Origin of the sequence: Streptomyces sp. NBC_00576 (genome assembly GCF_036345175.1) — a bacterium.
Taxonomy (GTDB): domain Bacteria; phylum Actinomycetota; class Actinomycetes; order Streptomycetales; family Streptomycetaceae; genus Streptomyces.
Genome location: NZ_CP107780.1, coordinates 7,512,775 through 7,536,572, shown reverse-complemented (window position 1 = coordinate 7,536,572; position 23,798 = coordinate 7,512,775). Strand labels below are relative to the sequence as shown.

Here is a 23,798-nt window from a genome sequence, read left to right as displayed (position 1 = left end):
GCTTGGCCGGGCTATCCCGGCGGCCAGTGCAGGCCGCGTCCGCCGAGGAGGTGCGCGTGGGCGTGGAAGACGGTCTGACCGGCGCCGCTGCCCGTGTTGAAGACGATGCGGTAGCTGTCCAGCTTCTCCTCGACCGCGATCTCACCGGCATGGCGCAGCACATCGGCGGCGATGCCCGGTTCGGCGGCGGCGAGGGAGGCCGCGTCGGGGTGGTGAACCCTGGGGATCACCAGGATGTGCGTCGGCGCCTGGGGGTTGATGTCCCGGAAGGCGACGGTCGTGTCCGTCTCGCGGACGATCGTCGCCGGGATGTACCCTCCGGCGATCTTGCAGAACAGACAGTCGTCCTGCGGTGCGCCGCTCTCGCTCTCGTCCCGCATGCGTGTGCCTCCTCACGCTTGCCGATCATTACGAACCCATCGTATCGAGCGTCCACCTCCAGCCCGCCCGGCGCCTTCCGGGCCTTTGCAGCCCGTCCGCTGCCTTCCAGGCCGAGGCCCGCATTTCAGCCCGTCCGGCGTTTGAGGACAAGGCCCGTTCAGGGCCGAAGGGGGGCCTGGGGCGCAGCCCCCAGGTTCAGGATGGGACGGGTAGGGGCGGCGGGGGCGAAAAACCCCACCCCCACCCACCGCAACCGCTAAAGCTCCGGCAACCCGGGCGCCCTCTTAGCCGGCCGCTCCTCCAACGACTCCAGCGCCAGCCGAATCGCCTCGTCCAACTGCACATCACGCCCCGCCGCATAATCCTGCGGTGTCTGCACGACCTCCACATCGGGATCGACCCCGTGGTTCTCGACGCCCCACCCGTAACCCTCGAGCCAGAACGCGTACTTGGGCTGCGTGACCAACGTCCCGTCGACCAACCGATACCGGCTGTCGATCCCGATCACCCCACCCCACGTCCGCGTACCGACCACAGGCCCGATCCCCAGCGCCTTGATCGCCGCGTTCACGATGTCCCCGTCCGAGCCCGAGAACTCGTTGGCGACGGCGACGACGGGCCCGCGCGGCGCGTCCTCCGGATAGCTGTACGGCCGTAGCCCGCGCGGCAGGTCCCAGCCGACGATCCGCCGCGCCAGCTTCTCGACGACCAGCTGGGACGTATGCCCGCCCCGGTTCTCGCGGACGTCGACGACCAGCCCCTCCTTCGCGACCTCGATCCGCAGGTCGCGGTGGATCTGGGCCCAGCCGGGCGCCTGCATGTCGGGCACGTGGAGGTAGCCGAGCCGCCCACCGGACTTCTCGGCGACGTACGCCCGCCGGTCGTTGACCCACGCGTGGTAGCGGAGCGGTTCCTCGTCCGCGAGGGGTACGACGACCACGTGCCGCGCGTCGCCGCCGCCGGACGGCGAGATGGTCAGCTCGATGGGCTTGCCCGCCGTACCGACGAGCAGCGGGCCGGGCCCGGCGACCGGGTCGACGGGCTGTCCGGCGACCGCGACGATCGCGTCACCCGGGCGCACCGCGACGCCGGGTGCGGCGAGCGGGGAGACGCCGTCGGGGTCGGAGGTCTCGGCGGGCAGGATGCGGTCGATGCGCCACAGAGGCGCGTCCTGAGAACCGCTCTGAGAACCGGCCTGGGAACCGCTCTGGGAACCGCCCGGGGTACCACCCTCGTGCCGGGAGATGTCCGCGCCGAGGAGCCCCTGCCGCTCCCCGCCGCCGTGTCCGCCGCGCGGGGTGACGTACGCGTGCGAGGTGCCCAACTCGCCCTGGACCTCCCAGAGAAGGTCGACGAGGTCGTCGTGGGTGGCGACGCGTTCGAGGATAGGCCGGTAGCGGTCGAGGACGCCGTCCCAGTCCGTGCCGCCCATGTCCGGCCGCCAGAAGTTGTCGCGCATGATGCGACCGTTCTCGTCGTACATCTGCCGCCATTCGACGGCCGGATCGACGCTCTGCCGGACACGCGACAGGTCGACGGTGATGTTCGAGTCGCTCTCGTCGTCGTTGGACGCTCGACGGTCGCTCGGAACGACCTTCAGCTTCCCGTCGGTCCACAGCAGGACGCGTTTGCCGTCGCCGCTGACGGCGAAGTGGTCGGCGTCCCCGGCGAGGTGCTCGATGCGCGTCTGAGCGAGGTCGTACCGCTCCAGCTCGGTCTTCGGGTCGGGGTCGTCCGGGGTGGCCCGGGAGGAGCCGAGAACTCCGCGCACCGGGTGGCGCAGCCACAGGACGCCGTCCTTGGCGGCGCGCAGGTTGGAGTAGCGCGCGGCCTCGACGGGGAACGGCACGATGCGGTCGGCGAGCCCGTCGAGGTCGATACGGGTGGCCGGGGCACCCTCGCTGTCGGGGGTCTCGTCCTTGTCCGGTGCCTCGAAGGGCCGCCCGTGCCGCTGCGGCCCGAAGGGCGAGGGCGTGGTCGCGGAGAGGGGAATGAGGTGCGGGCGCGAACCGCCGACGAAGGCAAGGTCGAACACGTGCTCGTCGTAGACGGGGTCGAAGGACCGCGCCGACAGGAACACGAGATGCTTGCCGTCGACGGTGAAAGCGGGCGAGTAGTCCCGGAACCGAAGGGGAGTCGCCTCCGTCACCGACAGATCGGTCGTGTTGGCGAGCTTGAGCTGACGCAACGGACGCGGGCCGGGATGAGACCAGGCCAGCCAGGCCGAATCGGGCGAGAAGACGAGCCCGGACACATCACCGTCGCCGCTGCGGTCGACCTCGCGCACCTCCCCCGACTCCCGCTCGACGAGCAGTACGCGCCCGTCGTGGGAGGCGACGGCGGCCCGGCTGCCGTCGGGTGCCATGGCGAGGCCGAGGACCCGCCCGAGCTGTCCGGCGGCGAGCCGGCGAGGAGTGGTCCCCGGTGCGACACCGGTCGCCGGGGCGAACTCCAGTGCGTCGTCGCCCTCCGCGTCCGTCACCCACACGGCCCACTCCTCGCCGTCCACGCGGAAGGCGCGGGGCAGCCGGGCCCGTACCCCGTGCCCAGAGGCGAGGACGCGAGCCGGGCCGGACCGGTGGGTGACCCAGTGCACGGACCCGCGTACCCCGATGACGCTGCCGCGTCCGGTGTGGTCGGGCGCTCCGGACCCGAACCACCGGGAGGCGCTCACGGGATGGGGCTGGAGATCGACGCGCTGCCCGCCGAGCCGGATGTCGAGCCGCCGCGGCTCGGCCCCGTCGAGGTCGTCGAGGAGCCACAGTTCACCGGCGGAGGAGTAGACGACCCGGCGGCCGTCGCTCGCGGCGTGCCGGGCATAGAACCCGTCGAGCGGCGTGTGCCGCCGCAGGTCGGACCCATCGGCCAGGGACGAGTACAGCGCCCCGACGCCTTCGTGATCGGAGAGGAAGGCGATGCGCTCCCCGACCCACACCGGGTACTCCAGGTTCCCGTCGAGGTCGGCGTGCAGCCGTACGAACTCTCCGACACCTTCCCCGTCCCGGACGTCCCTGTCGATCCACAACTTCCCTGCGGTACCGCCCCGATAGCGCTTCCACCAGGCGGCCTCGCGCCCCATGGGAGCGGAGAGGAGAACGGTCGCCGGACCGTGGGCGACATCGCCAACGGGCCCGTACGGCAGGACAGTTGCCGGTCCGCCGTCGAGCGGCACCGCCCGGGCCCAGGAGCGGCGCAGGCTGGCCTGCCCCTGGGTGCTGATGGCGAGGACCTGCCCGTCCGGGGTCCAGCCACGCACCTGGGTCTTCCAACTGCCCCAGTAGGTGAGCCGGTTGGCGGGCCCGCCGTCGATCGGGGCGACATGCACCTCGGGGGCGCCGTCGCGGGTGGAGGTCCAGGCGAGGCGGGTGCCGTCCGGGGAGATACGGGGATGGTTGACCGGTACGTTGTCGGCGCTGACGCGCCAGGCCCGGCCGCCCTCGAGCGGGGCGACCCAGACGTCGTCCTCGGCGGTGAAGGCGACCGAGTCGCCGTGCAGATGCGGAAACCGGAGATACGCAGGCGAAGAGGGCTGAGTCACCCGATCACCCTAAGCAGCGAGCACGCCCGCGGACAGAGGTTTGGATCACTTCGTGCTTCTCCCACCCTGCCCCGACGCTCTGTTCACCCTCTCGCCTGCCCTCTCATTTACCTTCGACGGGCAGGCAGTTCGGGTCCTTCTGGCACCAGATGGTCCTCGTCACGGTGACGGTCACGGTCGGCGCCGGCCCTCCGTTGTCCGGCGGCTGCCAGGTGGCGGGCGGGGTGCGGGTCGGCGTGCTGGGCGCGTCGCAGTTGCCGAGGCCGCTGACGCGGAACCACTGCTTGCCGTCGACCTTGGCGGTGAGGTCCCCGCGTACGCACCTGCCGTCGACGGCACGCGTCACCTTGCCGGTGACGGTGATGTCCTTGCCGTCCCTGGTCTCGCCCCGGCAGTCGACGCTCGCGACGGCGCTCTCGCTCGGCGACGGCGAACTCCCGGACCCGGAAGCCTTGTTGCCGTTGCCGGTGCCGTTGCCGCCGTCGACCGAGGCCGTGCAGGTGAGCCACTGGACGTCCACGTCCCGCCGCTCCAGCTCCTTCGTCGCGGTCTGGTCGGTGGTGAAGGCCACGGTGGCCGAACCGAGCCCACCGGGATCACAGGCGACGACCCCGCTCACGACGGCCACCACGAGTCCGGCCGCCGCGACCACCCTGCGGCGCCTGCGCGGCCGATGCCAAATCCGCCTCAGTGCCCCCATGAAGGGCAGCCTGCCACCGTCCCGCCCGACGCGGAAGGGCGTGTACCGGACAGCGCCTAGGACCAGCGGCCGCTGCGGCCGAGCAGCAGCGCCGTCGCGGCGGTACCGGCGGTGGAGGTACGCAGCACGCTGGCCCCGAGCCGGTAGGCCTTCGCCCCGGCCTCCTCGAAGAGGGCCAACTCCTCGGGGGATACGCCTCCTTCGGGCCCGACGACCAGCACGATCTCGCCGGAGGAGGGGAGTTCGGCGGTCGCGAGCGCGGCACTGCCGTACTCACGGTCCTCGTGCAGTACGGCGGCGAAGTCGGCTTTGGCGAGAAGCGCGGCAACCTGCTTGCTCGACGCGGCGTCCGCGACCTCCGGGAAACGCACCCGGCGGGACTGCTTGCCGGCTTCCCGGGCCGTGGCCCGCCACTTGGCGAGCGCCTTCAGCCCACGGTCGCCGCGCCACTGGGTGATACACCGCGAGGCGGCCCACGGGACGATGGCGTCGACGCCGGTCTCGGTCATCGTCTCGACGGCCAACTCGCCCCGGTCACCCTTGGGAAGAGCCTGAACGACGGTGATACGAGGCGACGCCGGTGGTTCCTGGACAACCGAGCCGAGTCGCAGAGTCAACTGATCCTTGCCCTCGACACCGACGACTTCACCCTCCGCCCAGCGCCCGGCCCCGTCGGTGAGGACGACGGCCTCACCGACCCGCAGCCGCTTCACGGAAACGGCATGGCGCCCTTCGGCCCCGTCGAGGACGTACTGCCCGCCACCGGCGGCCGGAAGGTGAGGGGGAAAGCTCTCGACGACGAACACCGGAGCGGTCACGAGCTCGCGCCCCCGCCCACCAACGCGGCCCGCGCGGCGGCGATCTCGTCCGTGAGCACCCTCACCAGCTCCCCCGCCGGAATGTCCCGGGCCATCCGGTGCCCCTGCCCCGCCCACAGCGCCATGCCCTGCGCGTCGCCGGACGCGGCGGCCTTCTTACGGAGCGGCGAGGTGAGGTGGTGGACCTCGGGGTAGGCGGCGGGGGCGTACGGGCCGTGCTCGCGCAGGAAACGGTTCACCAGCCCCCGGGCCGGCCGGCCGGAGAACGCTCGCGTCAGTTCCGTACGGACGAAGAGGGGGTTCGTCAGCGCCTGCTTGTGCAGGGTGTGGGCGCCGGATTCCGGGGTGGCCAGGAAGGCGGTGCCGAGCTGGGCGGCACTCGCGCCCGCGGCGAGGACGGCGGCGATCTGGCTGCCGCGCATGAGCCCGCCGGCGGCGACGAGGGGCAGGTCGACGGTCTCGCGGACCTGCGCGATGAGGGAGAGAAGCCCGATGGCGGCCCCGTCCGCCTCGGGGTTGTCACGATGGGTGCCCTGATGACCACCGGCCTCGACGCCCTGCACGATCACCGCGTCGGCCCCGGCCCGCTGTACGGCGAGGGCCTCCTCGGCGGTGGTGGCGGTGACCAGGGTGAAGGTGCCGGCGCGGCGGAGGGAGTCCAGTACGTCGCTGCTCGGCACCCCGAAGTGGAAGGAGACGACCGGGACCGGGTTGTCGAGGAGTACGGCGAGCTTGGCGTCGTAGCCGTCGTCGCGTCCGCTGTCCGGGTCGCCCAGCTCGGTGTCGTACCAGGTGGCCTCGCCGGCGAGCTGATGGGCGTAGACCTCGACGGCGGCGGGATCGGCATACTCGGGCTGCGGCATGAAGAGGTTCACGCCGAAGGGACGCCCGGTGAGCCCCCGCAGCGTTTTGATCTCCTGGTACATCCCGTCCGCGGTCTTGTACCCGGCGGCGAGAAACCCGAGCCCGCCCGCATCGGCGACGGCGCCGGCGAGCTGCGGGACGGAGACGCCGCCCGCCATGGGGGCCTGCACGATCGGGTGAGGGAAGAGATCGGTCAGCGCGGAGGACATGACGGCATGTTGTCACGTCCCCTGCACAAGTCCGAATCAGGCCCGTACAGCCCGTCCGGCGTTTGAGGACGAGTGCGTTCAGTGCGAAAGCGGGGTCTGGGGGCGCAGCCCCCAGAGAGCCCGCCCCCTACCCTCAACGCCCGTTGAACGCATCCTTCAACCGCGAGAACAACCCCTGCTGCCCAGGCTGGAACTGCCCCGTGGGCCGCTCCTCACCCCGCAACTGCGCCAGCTCCCGCAGCAGCCGCTCCTGCTCAGGATCAAGCTTCGACGGAGTCATGACCTCGACATGGACGATGAGATCACCGCGCCCGCCACCCCGAAGATGCGTAACCCCCCGCCCGTGCAGCGGAATCGACTGCCCGGACTGCGTGCCCGGACGGATGTCGACCTCCTCCAGCCCGTCGAGCGTCTCCAGCGGCACCTTCGTGCCCAGCGACGCCGCCGTCATCGGAAGAGTCACCGTGCAGTGCAGATCGTCCCCGCGCCGCTGGAACTGCGAGTGCGGCAGCTCATGGATCTCGACGTACAGGTCACCGGCGGGACCACCACCCGGCCCCACCTCACCCTCACCGGCGAGCTGGATCCTCGTACCGTTGTCGACACCCGCAGGGATCTTCACGGTCAGCGTCCGCCGCGACCGCACCCGCCCGTCACCGGCGCACTCGGGGCACGGCGTCGGAACGACCGTTCCGAACCCCTGGCACTGCGGGCAGGGCCGGGATGTCATGACCTGGCCCAGGAAGGACCGCGTCACCTGCGACACCTCACCCCGACCGCGACACATGTCGCAGGTCTGGGCGGAAGTCCCCGGCGCCGCACCCTCACCACTACAGGTGGCGCACACCACGGCCGTGTCGACCTGGATGTCCTTGGTGGTCCCGAAGGCGGCTTCGTCGAGCTCGATGTCGAGCCGGATCATCGCGTCCTGGCCGCGCCGCGTACGCGACCTCGGCCCCCGCTGGGACGCCGTTCCGAAGAACGCGTCCATGATGTCCGAGAAGTTCCCGAAGCCACCGGCGCCGAAGCCGCCCGCGCCTCCGCCGCCCGCCTGCGAGAGGGGGTCGCCGCCGAGGTCGTAGACCTGCTTCTTCTGCGGGTCCGACAACACCTCGTACGCGGCGTTGATCTCCTTGAACCGCTCCTGCGTCTTCGGATCGGGGTTGACGTCCGGGTGCAGCTCGCGGGCGAGCCTCCTGAACGCCTTCTTGATCTCGTCCTGGGACGCGTCGCGGCGCACGCCGAGTACGGCGTAGTAGTCCGTGGCCACTTACGACTCCGCCAGGATCTGTCCGACGTACCGTGCCACTGCGCGTACCGCTCCCATCGTTCCCGGGTAGTCCATGCGGGTCGGTCCGACCACGCCGAGCTTGGCCACTGCCTCGCCGCCCGAACCGTAGCCGACCGACACGACGGACGTGGAGTTGAGTCCCTCGTATTTGTTCTCGTGACCGATTCGTACGGTCATGCTCGAATCCCCGGCCTCACCAAGGAGTTTGAGAAGTACGACCTGTTCCTCCAGAGCTTCCAGAACCGGCCTGATAGTGAGGGGAAAGTCATGTCCGAAGCGGGTCAGATTGGCGGTTCCGCCGATCATCAGCCGCTCCTCGGCCTCCTCGACGAGCGTCTCCAGAAGGGTGGAGAGCACCGTCGCGACCGTGCCCCGGTCCTCCGCCTCGAAGGCGTCCGGGAGGTCCTGCACAAGCTGCGGCACGTCCGCGAACCGGCGGCCCGCGACCCGGCTGTTGAGCCGCGCGCGTAGATCCGCCAGAGACGTCTCCCCGAAGGGCGCCGGGCAGTCGATCATCCGCTGCTCCACCCGGCCCGTGTCCGTGATCAGCACGAGCATCACGCGCGCGGGAGCGAGCGAGAGCAGCTCCACGTGCCGCACGGTGGACCGGGTGAGCGACGGATACTGCACGACGGCGACCTGCCGCGTCAGCTGGGCGAGCAGTCGCACTGTCCGCCCCACGACATCATCGAGGTCGACAGCGCCGTCCAGGAAGTTCTGGATGGCACGCCGCTCGGGCGCCGTCATCGGCTTGACGCCGGCGAGCCTGTCGACGAAGAGCCGGTAGCCCTTTTCGGTCGGGATGCGCCCGGCGCTGGTGTGAGGCTGGGCGATGAAGCCCTCGTCCTCCAGCGCCGCCATGTCGTTGCGGACGGTCGCCGGCGAGACCCCGAGGTTGTGCCGCTCGGTGAGCGCCTTGGACCCGACCGGCTCCTCGGTGCCGACATAGTCCTGGACGATCGCGCGCAGCACTTCGAGCCTGCGTTCACTGAGCACCGCGCACACCTCCAGCTGCTGTCGTCCCCTGAGTGCCTACCCGATACCCGGTCTCCCGCACCGGTCTCGGTCTATATGGCTCTTCGGCCCTTCATTGGCCTCCCTGGCACTCTTCGTGTGCGAGTGCCAGAGTTCCCCGGCCCAGTGTACGGCTGTCGGGTACGCCCCCGGCAAGGGCAGCCCGCACTGACCTGCCGACGTGTACCGACCTGTCCTGCGATGTCGCGTCCTCGGCAACCAGCTCGGGCCCACGGCTTCCCGCGACGTCCCGCGGCTTCCCACGGCTTCCGCCCTCTCCGGCTAGCGTCGCCGCATGAAGGTGACTTGGGAAGAGCCGGGGTGGGACGACCTGGGCTGGGAGCGCCTGGCGGCCGGGGTGGGCCGGTGCCGGCTGCCGGTCTGGGACTGCACGGTGGGACTGGTGACCGGGCCGGGCGGCGCACTGCTGATCGACGCGGGATCGAGCCTCGCGGAGGGCGCGAAGGTGCGTCTGGAGGCCCAGGCGCTCGCCGGTCGCCGTGTGGACTTTCTCGCACTCACACACGCCCATTTCGATCATATTTTCGGATCGGCGGTGTTCGCGGGTGCGTATGTCTTCGCGGCAGGGGGCGCGGAGGGCGCATTCGAGAAAGTGGGGCGCGAGGCGTTGTGCGCGGACGCGGTGCGCAACGGTCTGGATGTCCGTGCGGCGGAGGAGGCGGCGGACACCCTGGTCGTCCCGCACCGGGAGGTCCGGGGGGCGCTCACCGTCGAGCTGAACGACGGCCCGGAAGTCGTCCTGCGGAACGTCGGCCCCGGCCACACCCACAGCGACCTCGCGGTCCTCGTACCGGGCGATCCGACAGTCGTCTTCTGCGGCGATCTGGTCGAGGAGTCGGGCGAACCGCAGGCGGGCCCCGACGCCGTACCGTCGCACTGGCCCACGGCCCTCGACCGTCTCCTCGCTCTGGGCGGCGAGGACGCACTGTACGTACCCGGTCACGGCGCGGTGGTGGACGCGGCGTTCGTACGGGCCCAACGGGACGCCCTGGCAAGCCGTTTCGGCGTGTCGCGAGGGCCGGTGAACTGACGCCGGGGGCGCTTCTCCTATCGTCATCCGAATGCGCCAGTACTCTCCGGACCTGACCCCGCCGTGGAAGAAGCCCAAGCCCGTACCGCAGGTCCCGGCGGACCCGGGCCTGGTGGTCGAGGAGCCGGGGACGGGCTTCTGCGGCGCGGTGATCCGCTGCGAGGCGGGCACAGTCACCCTGGAGGACCGCTTCGGCAAACACCGCGTGTTCCCGCTGGAGCCGGGCGGCTTCCTGCTGGAGGGCAGGGTGGTGACCCTCGTACGCCCCACCGGGTCACCGTCGACGTCATCGTCGTCGGTACGTCCGTCCCGTACCGCTTCCGGTTCGGTGGCGGTTCCCGGGGCCCGGGCACGGGTGGCCCGGGCGGGGCGGATCTATGTCGAGGGCCGTCACGATGCCGAACTGGTCGAGAAGGTGTGGGGAGACGACCTGCGGGTCGAGGGCGTGGTCGTCGAGTATCTGGAGGGCATCGACGACCTACCCGCGATCGTGACCGAGTTCGCCCCGGGCCCGGACGCCCGCCTGGGCATCCTGGTGGACCACCTGGTGCCGGGTACGAAGGAGTTCCGGATCGCGCAGTCGGTGACGAGCGAACACGCGCTGGTGGTCGGGCACCCGTACATCGACGTGTGGGAGGCGGTGAAGCCGGCGTCGCTGGGCATCCCGGGCTGGCCCCGGATCCCGCACGGGCAGGACTGGAAGACGGGGGTGTGCCGGGAGCTGGGGTGGCCGGAGAACACGGGGGCGGTGTGGCGGGCGATTCTGGCGCGGGTGGGCTCGTACAGGGACCTGGAGCCGGAGTTGCTGGGCCGCGTGGAGGAACTGATCGATTTCGTGACGGCACCGGAACCCAGCCCGTCCGGCGCTTGAGGACGAGGCCCGTTCAGGGCCGAAGCGGGGGTCTGGGGGCGCAGCCCCCAGGGATGGGACGGGTAAGGGCGGCGGGGGCGAAACCCTCAGTCCACCAGATCCCGCACCACCGCATCCGCCAGCAACCGCCCCCGCAACGTCAGCACCGCCCGCCCCTCCCCATAGGGCCCCGCCTCCAGCAGCCCGTCCCCCAACGCACGCCCCGCAGCCACCAGCCCCGCCTCTCGCAGCAGCCCCAACGGCACCCCCTCCCGCAACCTCAGCTCCAGCAGAACCCGCTCCACCCGCCGGTCCTCCTCCGACAGCACCTCACGGCCCGCCCCCGGCGACCGCCCCGCCGCCAGCGCCCCCGCATACGCCCCCGGATGCTTCACGTTCCACCACCGCACGCCCCCCACATGGCTGTGGGCCCCTGGCCCCGCGCCCCACCAGTCGGCGCCGCGCCAGTACAGCTCGTTGTGGAGGCACCGGCCGGCCACCGAAGTCGCCCAGTTCGACACCTCGTACCACTCATAACCCGCCGCGCCCAGCACCTCATCGGCGATCAGATACCGATCCGCGTGGACGTCGTCGTCGGTCATCGGAACCTCGCCCCGGCGGATACGCCGAGCCAGCTGCGTACCCTCCTCCACGATCAGGGCGTACGCGCTCACGTGATCCGGCCCGGCCCCGAGCACGGCGTCCAGCGAGGCCCGCCAGTCATCGTCCGACTCCCCGGGGGTGCCGTAGATCAAGTCGAGGTTCACGTGCTCGAACCCCACAGCCCGCGCCTCCGCGACGCACGCCTCGGGCCGCCCGGGCGTGTGCGTACGGTCCAGCACCTTCAGTACGTGCTGCTGCGCGCTCTGCATCCCGAAGGAGATCCGGTTGAATCCGCCCTCCCGCAACGTGGCCAGATATCGCTCGTCCACCGACTCCGGATTCGCCTCCGTCGTCACCTCGGCGTCCGCCGCGAGGCCGAACTCGTCACGGATCGCCCCCAGCATCCGTACGAGATCGTCGGCGGCCAGCAGCGTGGGTGTGCCGCCTCCGACGAACACCGTGCGGACCTCGCGCGGATCGTCGCCCAGCACCTTCCGCGCCAGCCGGACCTCGTCGATCAGGGTGTCCGCGTAGTTGTCGCGGGAGGCGAGGACACCGCCTGTGCCACGCAGCTCGGTCGCCGTGTAGGTGTTGAAGTCGCAGTAACCGCAGCGGGTCGCGCAGTACGGGACATGGAGGTAGAACCCGAGGGGACGGTCCGCGGCCCCGTCGAGCGCGGGGGCGGGGAGGGCGCCGTCGTCGGGGACGGGTTCGCCGTCGGGAAGTGCGGAGGGCATGCCTTCCATTGTCCAGCACCGCCGGGACAACCCGCCCCACCCGGACAACCGGCCCGATGACGCCGCCCCCGTCACTCGGTCTGCAGCACCAGCAGCGCCAGATCGTCCTCCGGCGGCTTCTCCCCGAACTCGTGCACGAGTCGGCGGATACGTTCCGCGATCAGCTGCGCGTTCAGCCCCGCGCAACCCGCGAGGGCGCTCGCCAGGCCGTCGCCGTCGTCGAACTGGCGGGGCCCGCACCGCCGCTCGGTGACTCCGTCGGTGACGCACAGCAGGCTGTCTCCGGGCCACAGCTCGAAGCTGCCGCTCGTGTACGTCTCGTCCTCGACGACCCCGAGCAGCGTCTGCGGTTCGGCGGCCGTAAGGACCTCACCGCCCGCCCGGAGCACCAGGGGCAGCGGATGCCCGGCCGAGGCGAGGGTGCAGCGCACGCCTCCGTCGAAGGGCACGAGTTCGCCGTAGAGAAGGGAGAGGAACCGGGTCTGCGGCCCCTCGCCCGGCCGTACCGAAGCCAGGACGCCAGGGACGGCCGAAGCGACCGAACCCACCCCCATCGCCCCCACCGGAACAGCGGCTCGCCCGTCCGCCGCGACCAGCGCGCGGGCCGCCGCGTCCGCCGTCTCCGTGGCATCGTCGAGGAGCAGCTGGTTGAGGCGGTCGAGGACGTCGGCGACGCGGTAGCCCTCGCGGGCGAGCAGCCGCAGCCAGGGCCGGGCGAGGCCGATCACCACGGCGGCCTCCGGCCCCTTGCCCTGGACGTCGCCGACGGCGAAGCACCAGCGGCCGTCGCCGGCCGGGAAGAGGTCGTAGAAGTCGCCGCTGGGCCCGCCCTTGTCGCAGGGTTCGTAGACGAGGGCGCTGCTGACGCCGGGGATCTCGGCGACGGCACCGGGCAGCAGCCCGCGCTGGAGGATCCGGCTGATGGTGGCCTGGCGGGCGTACTGGCGGGCAGCGCCGACGGCGAGCGCGACGCGGCGGCTGAGATCCTCGACCAGGCCGGTGACCTCGTCGGGGAAGCGGATCATTCCGGCCCGCCCGATGACCAGCGTGCCGAGCGGCCGGCCGCCCGCGACCAGCCGGTAGGCGAGCGCGGCGCCGATGTCCCCGTGCCCTTGCCCGCCGAGCGCCTCGCCGGGCCAGGGCACGGGGACCGGCCCCGTTCTGGTGGTGTCGGGCGGGCGCGGCGGATCCTTCTCCAGGGCGCGGCGCAGCTCCTCGATACGGTCCTCGCTGCCGTGCCAGACCCGGGCGAGCCTCGGTCCGGGCCCGGTGTACCCGCTGCCCCCGCTCCGCCTGCCGTTCCCGCCTCCGCCCCCGTCGCTCCAGCCGCCCCCGCGCCCCATGGACTCGTCCTCCAGCCACACCGCGCACCAGTCGGCGAGGCGCGGCACGAGGAGCTGTCCGGTGAGCGCGGCGACGAGGTCCTCGTCGAGTTGTCCGGCGAGCAGGTCGGAGGCCTCGGCGAGGAAGGAGAGGGCGCCGTGATTGAGCCACTCCTGGTCATGTGGGTGGCGCGGCGGCTCGGGGGCGAAGATCTCGCCGACCCGTGACCCGTGCCCGAGGGCATGTGTGCCGGCGTACGCCTCGATGCCGTCGTCGGCCGTCGTTCCTTCGGCGGGGAGCCGCGCCCAGACGGTCTTGATGCCGGTGCGGTAGGTGACGCCCCAGGCCTCGGACAGTACGGAGACGAGGCGGAGGCCGCGCCCATACTCCGGTATGTCGTACGAGGGTTCGGCGCCCCCGTCCCGGGGCGCGCGGGAGGGATGGTGATCGGACACCTCGACGACGAGCACGACGTCCCTTGTCTCTGCCCCTGCTTCCTCCCCCTCTCCCTCCTCCGGCTCCCCCGACGTCTCCAGGCGGCACGCCAGCTCCACGTCCGTCCCCGCGTGGACGACGGCGTTGGTGACGAGTTCGCTGACGACCACCATGGCGTCGTCGATGAGCCGCTCGGGCAGTGATTCGGCGCCGGGCAGGCCGAGTTGGGCCCATTCGGCGAGGGCCGCGCGTACGAGGCCACGGGCGGCGCCGGGTGCGAGGGGGCCGCCACCGAGCGTGGCGTGCGCGACCGCGCGCCGGTCCGCGCCCTGCCGCTCGGGCGGGCCCGGCGCACGGGACGGCGCCCAGGACACGGTCTCCCGTTGCGTCGGAATGGCCCCCATGGGCAGCTCCCCGAGCAGTTCGTACGAATACACCTCAGCGGACGCGGACAGAGTGACAGACTGGCCACGCCCATAAGCGCCGAGTTACCGAAGTGGGCCGCCATGAGTGAGAACAGTGCTACGCAAGTGCTCGAAGACGGACAGATTCGGGCATCCGATCTGCGTCCGCTGCTCGCCGCGATGACAGCGGCCCGGGACGGCGACTTCGCGAAGGTGCCGGAAACCGGCCATGGCCTGGTCGCCGAACTGAGCTCCGCGTTCAACCAGATCATGGACCGCAATCTGCACTTCAACTCCGAGGTGCAGCGCGTACGACGGGACATGGTCCGGCACGGCCGACTCGACGAGCGCCTCTCCGCGAGCCCCGGTCAGGGTCACTGGACCTCCCGAGTCAACGACGTGAACGGGCTCCTTGACGCCCTGGTGGCCCCGGCGGCGAACGCGACGCGGGTACTGGACGCGGTGGCCGGCGGCGATCTGACCCAGCGGGTCGATCTGCACGACGGGAACCGGGAGTTGCGCGGTGATCTGCGCCGGCTGGGCCGGACCGTGAACAAGATGGTCGACCAGTTGTCGTTGTTCACCGGCGAGGTGACCCGGGTCGCGCGCGAGGTCGGTACGGAGGGACGGCTCGGTGGACGCGCCAAGGTGCAGGGCCTGTCGGGGAGTTGGCGGGATGTGACCGAGGCGGTCAACACGATGGCGTCCCGGCTGACCGCCCAGGTCCGTGACATCGCCCTGGTGACCACGTCGGTGGCCCGGGGCGATCTGACCCGCACGGTCACGGTCGAGGCGACCGGCGAGCTCCTCGAACTGAAGCTGACCGTCAACACGATGGTCGACCAGCTCTCCGCCTTCGCCGACGAGGTGACGCGGGTGGCCCGCGAGGTGGGCACGGAGGGCCAGTTGGGCGGCCGGGCGCAGGTGCGGGGCGTGTCGGGCGTCTGGAAGGACCTGACCGACAACGTCAACTTCATGGCGTCGAACCTGACTTCGCAGGTCCGCAACATCGCCCAGGTGACGACGGCCGTCGCGAACGGCGACCTGAGCCAGAAGATCACGGTCGACGCGCAGGGCGAGATCCTGGAGCTCAAGTCGACGATCAACACCATGGTCGACCAGCTCTCCGCCTTCGCCGACGAGGTCACCCGAGTCGCCCGCGAGGTCGGCACCGAAGGCAACCTCGGTGGCCGGGCCCAGGTGCGAGGCGTGTCCGGCGTCTGGAAGGACCTGACCGACAACGTCAACTTCATGGCGGACAACCTGACTTCGCAGGTCCGCAACATCGCCCTTGTGTCCACGGCCGTGGCTCAGGGCGACCTCGGCAAGAAGATCACGGTGGAGGCGAAGGGCGAGATCCTCGAACTCAAGTCGACCATCAACACGATGGTCGACCAACTCTCCGCCTTCGCCGACGAGGTCACCCGGGTCGCCCGCGAGGTCGGCACCGAAGGCAACCTCGGCGGCCAGGCCCAGGTACGGGGTGTCTCGGGGGTCTGGAAAGACCTCACCGACAACGTCAACTTCATGGCCCTGAACCTGACTTCACAGGTACGGAACATCGCGCAGGTCACGACAGCGGTCGCGAACGGCAATCTGTCGAAGAAGATCACGGTGGACGCCCGCGGCGAGATCCTCGAACTGAAGGACACCGTCAACACGATGGTGGAACAGCTGCGCGCCTTCGCCGACGAGGTGACGCGGGTGGCCCGCGAGGTCGGCACCGACGGCCGACTCGGCGGGCGCGCCCAGGTGTTGGGCGTCTCGGGCGTCTGGCGGGACCTGACCGACAACGTCAACTACATGGCGGACAACCTGACTTCTCAGGTCCGCAACATCGCCCAGGTGGCGACGGCGGTGGCACAGGGCGACCTCTCGAAGAAGATCGACGTGGACGCCCGGGGCGAGATCCTGGAGCTGAAGACCACCATCAACACGATGGTGGACACGCTCTCCTCCTTCTCCTCCGAGGTGACGCGGGTGGCCCGCGAGGTCGGCATCGACGGCCAACTCGGCGGCCAGGCAAGGGTCGAGGGCGTGTACGGCACCTGGAAGCGCCTCACGACCAACGTGAACGAACTCGCCCTGAACCTGACCACCCAGGTCCGTGCGATCGCCGAGGTCGCCTCGGCGGTGGCCCAGGGAGACATGTCCCGTTCCATCTCGGTGGAGACCCGCGGTGAGGTCGCCGAGCTGAAGGACAACATCAACCTGATGGTGGCCAACCTCCGTGAGACGACCCGCGCCAAGGACTGGCTGGAGTCGAACCTCGCCCGCCTGGCCGCCCTGATGCAGGGCCACCGCGACCTGATGGAGGTCGCCGACCTGATCCTGCGCGAGCTGACCCCGCTGGTGAACGCGCAGTACGGGGCGTTCTTCCTGGCCGACCCGGACGAGGAGAGCGCCACCCTGCGCGCGCCGGTGCCCGCCAAGGGGCTGGCGTTCATCGCGGGATACGGGTCGGCGCAGGGGGCGACGGTCGACACGGGCGGGATGCCGGTGCACGGGCTGGTGCGGCAGGCGGCGCGCGAGAAGAAGCGGATCCTGGTGGAGGAGGCCCCGCCGGACTACATCAAGATCAACAGTGGCCTCGGGGAAGCCGCCCCGGCCAGCGTCGTGATCATCCCGATCCTCTTCGAGGACAAACTGCTCGGCGTGATCGAACTCGCCTCGTTCTCCCGCTTCTCCGACGTCCACCTGGCGTTCTTCGACCAGTTCGTGAACACGATCGGCGTCGCGATCAACACGATCATCGCCAACTCCCGTACGGAGTCCCTGCTCGGCGAGTCGCAGCGCCTCGCCATCCAGCTCCAGGAACGCTCGGACGAACTCCAAAAGCAGCAGGCGGAGTTGCAGCGCTCGAACGCCGAACTGGAGGACAAGGCCGCCCTGTTGGCGACCAGCTCCCAGTACAAGTCGGAGTTCCTGGCGAACATGTCCCACGAGCTGCGCACCCCACTGAACTCCCTCCTCATCCTGGCCCGCCTGCTCTCGGACAACCCGGACGGCCATCTCTCCGACCAGGAGGTCCAGTTCGCGACGACGATCCACCGCTCGGGCTCGGACCTCCTCCAGCTCATCAACGACATCCTCGACCTGTCGAAGATCGAGGCCGGCCGGATGGACGTACGACCGAAGAAGCTGCCGCTGATCAAGCTCCTTGACTACGTCCACGCGACCTTCCGCCCGCTCACCCTCGACCGGGGGCTCGCGTTCGAGGTGGCGGTCGGTGCCGACGTACCGCGCGAGATGTACTCCGACGAGCAGCGCCTCCAGCAGATTCTGCGCAACCTTCTCTCCAACGCGATCAAGTTCACCGCGGCCGGCCGGGTCGAGCTGCGCGTCAACCGGATCACCGATCCCGATCACCTCTACACCCGCGAGAACAGCGACGACGTGATCGCCTTCGCCGTCTCCGACACGGGCATCGGTATCGCCGCCGAGAAACTCCCGGTGATCTTCGAGGCTTTCCAGCAGGCGGACGGCACAACGAACCGCAAGTACGGCGGCACGGGCCTCGGTCTGTCCATCAGCCGGGAGATCGCCGGCCTGCTGGGCGGCAGGATCATCGCCGAGAGCGTGCCGGGCAAGGGCTCGACCTTCACCCTGTACGTCCCTGTCGTAAGCCCCGGCCACCCGGCGACGGGTCCGACGTCCGGCGCCGAGTCCGAGGACCTTCAACTGCCGCTGCCCGAGCGGCTGTCCACCGAGCCCTACGCGGCCCACGACATGGACGACTCCTGGCCCGCACCCACCAAGCTGGAGGCGTGGAAGGTGGGCCGGGCCGGGCAAGTACTGCCCGGACGCCGGGTGTTGATCGTCGACGACGACATCCGCAACGTCTTCGCGCTCACCCATGTCCTGGGGCGGGTGGGGATGCCGGTGCTGTACGCGGAGAACGGCCGCGAAGGCATCGAGACGCTGGAACGCAACCCGGACGTCGAACTCGTACTGATGGACATCATGATGCCGGAGATGGACGGCTACGAGACGATCTCCGCCGTCCGCCGCACCCCGCGCTGGGCAGACCTGCCCATCGTCGCCCTCACCGCCAAGGCGATGCCCGGCGACCGGGAGAAGTCGATCGCCCGCGGCGCCAACGACTACGTACCCAAGCCCGTCGACGTCGACCAGCTGCTGACCGTGGTCTGCGCGCTCCTGGACCCCGAGCGCCCCAACGACGAGGCACTGGACGAGACGGCACGCACGACGAGCGGGTCGACGGTACCGGGACCGCGTACACCTGGGGAGCCCGCGATCCCGCCGACGGCCGAGTGAGGCACAGCCACCATGAGCGCTGAGGAAACGACCGACGAGCGCGCGAGCATCCTCCTGGTGGACGACATGGAGGACAACCTGATCGCGCTGGAGGCCGTCCTGCGGTCCCTCAACGAGCCGCTGGTACGGGCGCGTTCGGGCGAGGAGGCGATGAAGGCGCTGCTCCGCCGGCGCTTCGCGGTCGTCCTCCTGGACATCCGGATGCCGGGCATGGACGGCTTCGAGACCGCCGCGAACATCAAACGGCTCGACCAGACCAAGGACGTCCCCATCATCTTCCTGACGGGCACGGACTCCGACGCGGGCTACGCCTTCCGCGGCTACGCGACCGGCGCGGCCGACTACCTGACGAAGCCGTTCGACCCCTGGGTACTACGCGCGAAGGTCACGGTCTTCCTGGACCTGCACAGAAAAAACCAGCAACTGGAACGACTACTGACCCGCGAACACGCGGCCGACAGCGAACTCAGCGCCCGCTTGGCGGACCTGGAACGTCAGCTGTCCGGGGAGACCCCTCCGGACACGACGACGCTGATCGACCAGGTGCGCGCACTACGTCAACTGGTGGACAGGGGCCGCCTGTCCTGACGGAAGGGGCGCGGGGAACTGCGCGACCAGCCACAGCGGCGCTGCAGCCGCCATCACTCCCCCGCCACCCCTCCGCGACCGCGCTACGCCTCCCGCGACCCCGCATACATCTCATCGATCAGGTACTTGTACTCCCGCTCAACAACCGGCCGCTTCAACTTCAGACTCGGCGTGATCTCCCCATGCTCAACATCGAGATCCCGCGGCAGCAACCGGAACTTCTTGATGGTCTGCCACCGCTGAAGCCCACCGTTGAGCTCCTTGACATACCCCTCGATGAGAGCAACCGTCGCCGGCGCGGCCACCACCTCCGCGTACGACTTCCCGTCAAGCCCGTTGTCCTTCGCCCAGCCCAGGATGGACGGTTCGTCGAGCGCGATGAGCGCCGTGCAGAAGTTCCGGTCGGCACCGTGCACGAGGATGTTGGAGACGTACGGGCAGACCCCCTTGAACTGACCCTCGACCTCGGCCGGCGCGATGTACTTGCCGCCGGACGTCTTGATGAGGTCCTTCTTGCGGTCGGTGATCCTCAGATACCCGTCCGGGGACAACTCACCGATGTCGCCGGTGTGGAACCACCCGTCGCTCTCCAACACCTCGGCGGTCTTCTCGGGCAGACCGTGGTACCCCTCCATGATCCCGGGCCCGCGCAGCAGGATCTCCCCGTCATCCGCGATGCGGACTTCCGTGCCGGGCAGCGGCTTGCCGACCGTGCCGGTGCGGTAGGCCTCGCCGGGGTTGACGAAGGAGGCGGCGGAGGACTCGGTGAGGCCGTAGCCCTCCAGGATGTGGATGCCTGCGCCGGAGAAGAAGAAGCCGATGTCAGGTGCGAGGGCGGCCGATCCGGAGACACAGGCGCGCAGGTTGCCGCCGAAGGCCTCGCGGATCTTGGAGAAGACGAGTGCGTCGGCGACCTTGTGCTTCGCGGAGAGACCGAAGGGCGCGGAGGCGGTGCCGGTGCGCCGGAAGTTGTCCTGGGTGACCTTGGCGTACTCGCGGGCGACCTCGGAGGCCCACTGGAAGATCTTGTACTTGGCGCCACCACCGGCCCGCGCCTTGGCCGCGACCCCGTTGTAGACCTTCTCGAAGATGCGCGGCACGGCGGCCATGTACGTCGGCTCGACCACCGGCAGGTTCTCGATGATCTTGTCGACACGGCCGTCGACGGCGGTGACGTGCCCGACCTCGATCTGGCCGGAGGTGAGCACCTTGCCGAAGACGTGTGCGAGCGGGAGCCACAGATACTGCACGTCTTCGGCGCTGATCAGCCCGGTCGCCGCGGTCGCCTTCGCCATGTACGACCAGTTGTCGTGCGGCAGACGGACACCCTTGGGCCGGCCGGTGGTGCCGGAGGTGTAGATAAGGGTCGCGAGCTGGTCTTTCGTAATGGCCCCGACCCGCTCCTTGATCAGGTCCGGGTTCTTCTCCAGGTACGCGGCACCGCGCTGCTCCAGCTCGGCGAGGGTGAGCACCCCGTCGCCACTCTCGACGCCGGCCGGGTCGATGACCACGACATGGGTGAGTTCGGGCAGCTCGGCGCGCTTCTCCTGCGCCTTGGCGAGCTGGGTCGCGTCCTCGGCGATCAGCACCTTGCTGGCGGAGTCGGCGAGGATGAAGGCCGACTCCTCGGCGTTGGTCTGCGGATACACCGTGGTCGTGGCGGCGCCGGCGCACATGATGCCCAGGTCGCCGAGGATCCACTCGACGCGGGTGGCGGAGGCGAGCGCGACGCGCTGCTCCGGCTGTACGCCCAGTTCGATGAGGCCTGCCGCGATGGCGTAGACCCGCTCGGCGGCCTGTGCCCAGGTCAGCGACTTCCAGTCGTCCGGGCCCTCACCAGCGGCCGGGGGCACCGGGTAGCGGTAGGCCTCGGCGTCCGGCGTTGCGGCCACGCGGTCCAGGAAAAGACCGGCGACGGACGGCGGACGGTTCTCGATCAAGGTCTGTGTGTCGCTCACGACATCCTCCGGGGCCCGCGGCAATGCGGCGGCTGGCTCATTTGCGGCTGTTGTTTAACTCGCGAGTAACTACCGAGCAGAGATCAGAGTAAGGCGCGACCGCCCGGCGCGTAAGGGGCGACGGCCTGTCACTTCGTGCGGAGAGCGACTGTTCGCTTCCTGCAGGCCCGACGGTACGCACACGAAGGGGGCCCGCCGCGTTCTCACACGACGAGCCCCCGATCTCCCGATTCCCGCGGGCCGGCGTCGGCTACTTCTTGCCCTTGCCCGACCCGGCGTTCTCATCGCTGGACAAGACGGCGATGAAGGCATCCTGCGGAACCTCCACAGAGCCCACCATCTTCATCCGCTTCTTGCCCTCCTTCTGCTTCTCCAGCAGCTTCCGCTTACGCGAGATGTCACCGCCGTAGCACTTGGCGAGAACGTCCTTGCGGATCGCGCGGATGGTCTCGCGGGCGATGACCCGCGACCCGATGGCCGCCTGGATGGGGATCTCGAAGGCCTGGCGCGGGATCAGCTCGCGCAGCTTGGCGACAAGCCGTACGCCGTACGCGTAAGCCGCGTCCCGGTGGGTGACGGCGGAGAAGGCGTCGACGCGGTCGCCGTGCAGCAGGATGTCGACCTTCACCAGCGAGGCGTCCTGCTCGCCGGTGGGCTCGTAGTCCAGGGAGGCGTAGCCGCGGGTCTTGGACTTCAGGTTGTCGAAGAAGTCGAAGACGATCTCGGCGAGGGGGAGCGTGTAACGGATCTCGACGCGGTCCTCGGAGAGGTAGTCCATGCCGAGAAGGGTGCCCCGGCGGGTCTGGCAGAGCTCCATGATCGAGCCGATGAACTCGCTGGGAGCGAGGATCGTGGCCCGGACGACCGGCTCGAAGACCTTGTCGATCTTGCCCTCGGGGAACTCGCTCGGGTTGGTGACCGTGTGCTCCTTCCCGTCCTCCATGATCACGCGGTAGACCACGTTGGGCGCGGTGGCGATGAGTTCGAGGTTGAACTCGCGCTCCAGGCGCTCACGGATGACGTCGAGGTGCAGCAGGCCGAGGAAGCCGACGCGGAAGCCGAAACCGAGGGCCGCGGAGGTCTCCGGCTCGTAGACCAGGGCGGCGTCATTGAGCTGGAGCTTGTCCAGCGCCTCGCGGAGGTCGGGGTAGTCCGAGCCGTCCAGCGGGTAGAGGCCCGAGAAGACCATCGGCTTGGGGTCCTTGTACCCGCCGAGGGCCTCGGTAGCGCCCTTCTCCTTGCTGGTGATCGTGTCACCGACCTTGGACTGACGGACGTCCTTCACGCCGGTGATGATGTAGCCCACCTCGCCGACGCCGATGCCGTCGGCCGAGGTCATCTCAGGGGACGAGACGCCGATCTCGAGGAGCTCGTGGGTGGCGCCGGTCGACATCATCTTGATGCGCTCGCGCTTGTTGAGCTGGCCGTCGATGACACGGACGTACGTGACCACGCCCCGGTAGGAGTCGTAGACCGAGTCGAAGATCATCGCGCGGGCGGGGGCGTCCTTGACGCCGACCGGGGCCGGGACGTCGCGGACGACGCGGTTCAGGAGCGCGTCCACACCGATGCCGGTCTTCGCCGAGACCTTGAGCACGTCCTCGGGCTGGCAGCCGATGAGGTTGGCGAGTTCCTCAGAGAACTTCTCCGGCTGGGCGGCCGGCAGGTCGATCTTGTTCAGCACCGGGACAATGGTGAGCTCGTTCTCCATCGCCAGGTACAGGTTGGCGAGGGTCTGGGCCTCGATGCCCTGGGCGGCGTCGACCAGGAGAACGGTCCCCTCACAGGCCGCGAGCGACCGCGAGACCTCGTATGTGAAGTCGACGTGTCCCGGGGTGTCGATCATGTTCAGGATATGAGTCCTGCCCTGACCGCCCCCGTCCCCGTCGGTCGGCGCCCACGGCAGACGCACCGCCTGGGACTTGATCGTGATGCCGCGCTCCCGCTCGATGTCCATGCGGTCGAGGTACTGGGCGCGCATCTGCCGCTGGTCGACCACTCCGGTCAGCTGGAGCATCCGGTCGGCGAGCGTGGACTTGCCGTGGTCGATGTGCGCGATGATGCAGAAATTGCGGATCAGCGCCGGGTCGGTACGGCTCGGCTCGGGCACATGGCTAGGGATCGCGGGCACGCAGGGTCCTGATTCTTGAGGCGTCCGCAGTGTCTGCGGTCTCGGGTCGGATCGATACGTAGGCTCCATGGTCCCACGGGCGGGGAGCGGTGACCGGTTTGGGCGGTTTCGCACATGCCGAGCCGGAGACCGCCCTGGACCCGGGCGACCGGATTGGGCTGTCCGGGGGGCGACTGGTAGCCTGGTTCGTTGTGTCTCATGCCCTCTCAGCAGGAGACACAGGTGCAGTAAAACCAAGAAGCAATCAAACGGTGCATGAGGCGTGCCCTCGTGTACCTGAACCTGAAAAGGCTCATTCGTGGCGAACATCAAGTCCCAGATCAAGCGGATCAAGACCAACGAGAAGGCCCGGCTGCGCAACAAGGCCGTCAAGTCCTCCCTGAAGACCGCGATCCGCAAGGCCCGCGAGGCCGCTGCCGCGGGTGACGTCGCGAAGGCCACCGAGGCTCAGCGCGCTGCCGCGCGTCAGCTCGACAAGGCCGTCTCGAAGGGCGTCATCCACAAGAACCAGGCCGCCAACAAGAAGTCGGCGCTTGCTTCCAAGGTCGCCACCCTCAAGGGCTGAACCTCTCTTTCCTTGATCTGATCCAACCGCCGGAAGGACCCAGCGGGCCCTCTCTCCCGC

16 protein-coding genes are annotated in these 23,798 nt (G+C 69.8%); 5 read left to right on the top strand and 11 right to left on the bottom strand.

Annotation, left to right across the window (positions count from 1 at the left end):
• Positions 1-11: 11 nt before the first annotated feature.
• The 7 genes from OG734_RS32810 to hrcA form a co-directional block, all read right to left on the bottom strand.
• On the bottom strand, positions 12-380 hold the full coding sequence (locus OG734_RS32810) for a histidine triad nucleotide-binding protein (protein ID WP_330291044.1): 369 nt from the start codon (positions 378-380) through the stop codon (positions 12-14).
• Between the two features lie 257 nt (positions 381-637).
• Complete coding sequence (locus OG734_RS32805; RefSeq protein WP_330291043.1) at positions 638-3,919, bottom strand: S41 family peptidase; 3,282 nt, start codon at positions 3,917-3,919, stop codon at positions 638-640.
• 103 nt (positions 3,920-4,022) lie between these two features.
• A complete protein-coding gene (locus OG734_RS32800) occupies positions 4,023-4,619 on the bottom strand; it encodes a hypothetical protein (protein WP_330291042.1) in 597 nt (198 codons plus the stop codon).
• 56 nt (positions 4,620-4,675) lie between these two features.
• Positions 4,676-5,437, bottom strand: coding sequence for a 16S rRNA (uracil(1498)-N(3))-methyltransferase (locus tag OG734_RS32795; protein WP_330291041.1), 762 nt, complete (start codon positions 5,435-5,437; stop codon positions 4,676-4,678).
• Positions 5,434-6,510: a nitronate monooxygenase gene (locus tag OG734_RS32790; RefSeq protein ID WP_330291040.1), complete on the bottom strand. Its 1,077-nt coding sequence runs from the start codon at positions 6,508-6,510 to the stop codon at positions 5,434-5,436. The genes OG734_RS32795 and OG734_RS32790 overlap by 4 nt, the downstream gene beginning before the upstream one ends.
• A gap of 133 nt (positions 6,511-6,643) precedes the next feature.
• The gene (dnaJ, locus tag OG734_RS32785) at positions 6,644-7,780 is read right to left on the bottom strand and encodes a molecular chaperone DnaJ (RefSeq protein ID WP_330291039.1); all 1,137 of its coding nucleotides are present in this window, start codon (positions 7,778-7,780) and stop codon (positions 6,644-6,646) included.
• On the bottom strand, positions 7,781-8,797 hold the full coding sequence (hrcA, locus tag OG734_RS32780) for a heat-inducible transcriptional repressor HrcA (RefSeq protein WP_330291038.1): 1,017 nt from the start codon (positions 8,795-8,797) through the stop codon (positions 7,781-7,783).
• 313 nt (positions 8,798-9,110) lie between these two features.
• Here hrcA and OG734_RS32775 point away from each other — a divergent pair, with 313 nt between their 5' ends.
• A complete protein-coding gene (locus OG734_RS32775) occupies positions 9,111-9,866 on the top strand; it encodes an MBL fold metallo-hydrolase (protein ID WP_330291037.1) in 756 nt (251 codons plus the stop codon).
• A 31-nt stretch (positions 9,867-9,897) separates the two neighbouring features.
• Positions 9,898-10,737 (top strand): DUF3097 domain-containing protein, encoded by an 840-nt coding sequence (locus OG734_RS32770; protein ID WP_330291036.1) that lies wholly within the window; start codon positions 9,898-9,900, stop codon positions 10,735-10,737.
• 86 nt (positions 10,738-10,823) lie between these two features.
• Here OG734_RS32770 and hemW read toward each other — a convergent pair whose 3' ends face one another.
• Positions 10,824-12,056 carry a radical SAM family heme chaperone HemW gene (hemW, locus tag OG734_RS32765; RefSeq protein WP_330291035.1) on the bottom strand — a complete coding sequence of 411 codons (1,233 nt, stop codon included), beginning with the start codon at positions 12,054-12,056 and terminating at the stop codon, positions 10,824-10,826.
• 71 nt (positions 12,057-12,127) lie between these two features.
• Complete coding sequence (locus OG734_RS32760; RefSeq protein WP_330291034.1) at positions 12,128-14,218, bottom strand: ATP-binding SpoIIE family protein phosphatase; 2,091 nt, start codon at positions 14,216-14,218, stop codon at positions 12,128-12,130.
• Between the two features lie 102 nt (positions 14,219-14,320).
• On the opposite strand from OG734_RS32760, the gene OG734_RS32755 reads away from it, so the two are divergent.
• Both OG734_RS32755 and OG734_RS32750 read left to right on the top strand, forming a co-directional pair.
• Positions 14,321-18,496 (top strand): HAMP domain-containing protein, encoded by a 4,176-nt coding sequence (locus OG734_RS32755; protein WP_330291033.1) that lies wholly within the window; start codon positions 14,321-14,323, stop codon positions 18,494-18,496.
• A 12-nt stretch (positions 18,497-18,508) separates the two neighbouring features.
• On the top strand, positions 18,509-19,084 hold the full coding sequence (locus OG734_RS32750) for a response regulator (RefSeq protein ID WP_330291032.1): 576 nt from the start codon (positions 18,509-18,511) through the stop codon (positions 19,082-19,084).
• Positions 19,085-19,167: 83 nt separating this feature from the next.
• Here OG734_RS32750 and OG734_RS32745 read toward each other — a convergent pair whose 3' ends face one another.
• Positions 19,168-21,042, bottom strand: coding sequence for an AMP-dependent synthetase/ligase (locus tag OG734_RS32745; protein WP_330291031.1), 1,875 nt, complete (start codon positions 21,040-21,042; stop codon positions 19,168-19,170).
• Between the two features lie 250 nt (positions 21,043-21,292).
• Positions 21,293-23,173 (bottom strand): translation elongation factor 4, encoded by a 1,881-nt coding sequence (lepA, locus tag OG734_RS32740; RefSeq protein ID WP_330291030.1) that lies wholly within the window; start codon positions 23,171-23,173, stop codon positions 21,293-21,295.
• Positions 23,174-23,471: 298 nt separating this feature from the next.
• On the opposite strand from lepA, the gene rpsT reads away from it, so the two are divergent.
• On the top strand, positions 23,472-23,738 hold the full coding sequence (rpsT, locus tag OG734_RS32735) for a 30S ribosomal protein S20 (RefSeq protein ID WP_006377997.1): 267 nt from the start codon (positions 23,472-23,474) through the stop codon (positions 23,736-23,738).
• Positions 23,739-23,798 lie beyond the last annotated feature (60 nt).

Bases quoted from the DNA above. Each gene is read 5' to 3' on its own strand.
- OG734_RS32810 (WP_330291044.1), bottom strand. From the start codon at position 380: ATGCGGGACGAGAGCGAGAGCGGCGCACCGCAGGACGACTGTCTGTTC.
- OG734_RS32750 (WP_330291032.1), top strand. From the start codon at position 18,509: ATGAGCGCTGAGGAAACGACCGACGAGCGCGCGAGCATCCTCCTGGTG.
- OG734_RS32800 (WP_330291042.1), bottom strand. From the start codon at position 4,619: ATGGGGGCACTGAGGCGGATTTGGCATCGGCCGCGCAGGCGCCGCAGG.
- OG734_RS32760 (WP_330291034.1), bottom strand. From the start codon at position 14,218: ATGGGGGCCATTCCGACGCAACGGGAGACCGTGTCCTGGGCGCCGTCC.
- OG734_RS32770 (WP_330291036.1), top strand. From the start codon at position 9,898: ATGCGCCAGTACTCTCCGGACCTGACCCCGCCGTGGAAGAAGCCCAAG.
- OG734_RS32790 (WP_330291040.1), bottom strand. From the start codon at position 6,510: ATGTCCTCCGCGCTGACCGATCTCTTCCCTCACCCGATCGTGCAGGCC.
- hemW (WP_330291035.1), bottom strand. From the start codon at position 12,056: ATGCCCTCCGCACTTCCCGACGGCGAACCCGTCCCCGACGACGGCGCC.
- OG734_RS32775 (WP_330291037.1), top strand. From the start codon at position 9,111: ATGAAGGTGACTTGGGAAGAGCCGGGGTGGGACGACCTGGGCTGGGAG.
- OG734_RS32755 (WP_330291033.1), top strand. From the start codon at position 14,321: ATGAGTGAGAACAGTGCTACGCAAGTGCTCGAAGACGGACAGATTCGG.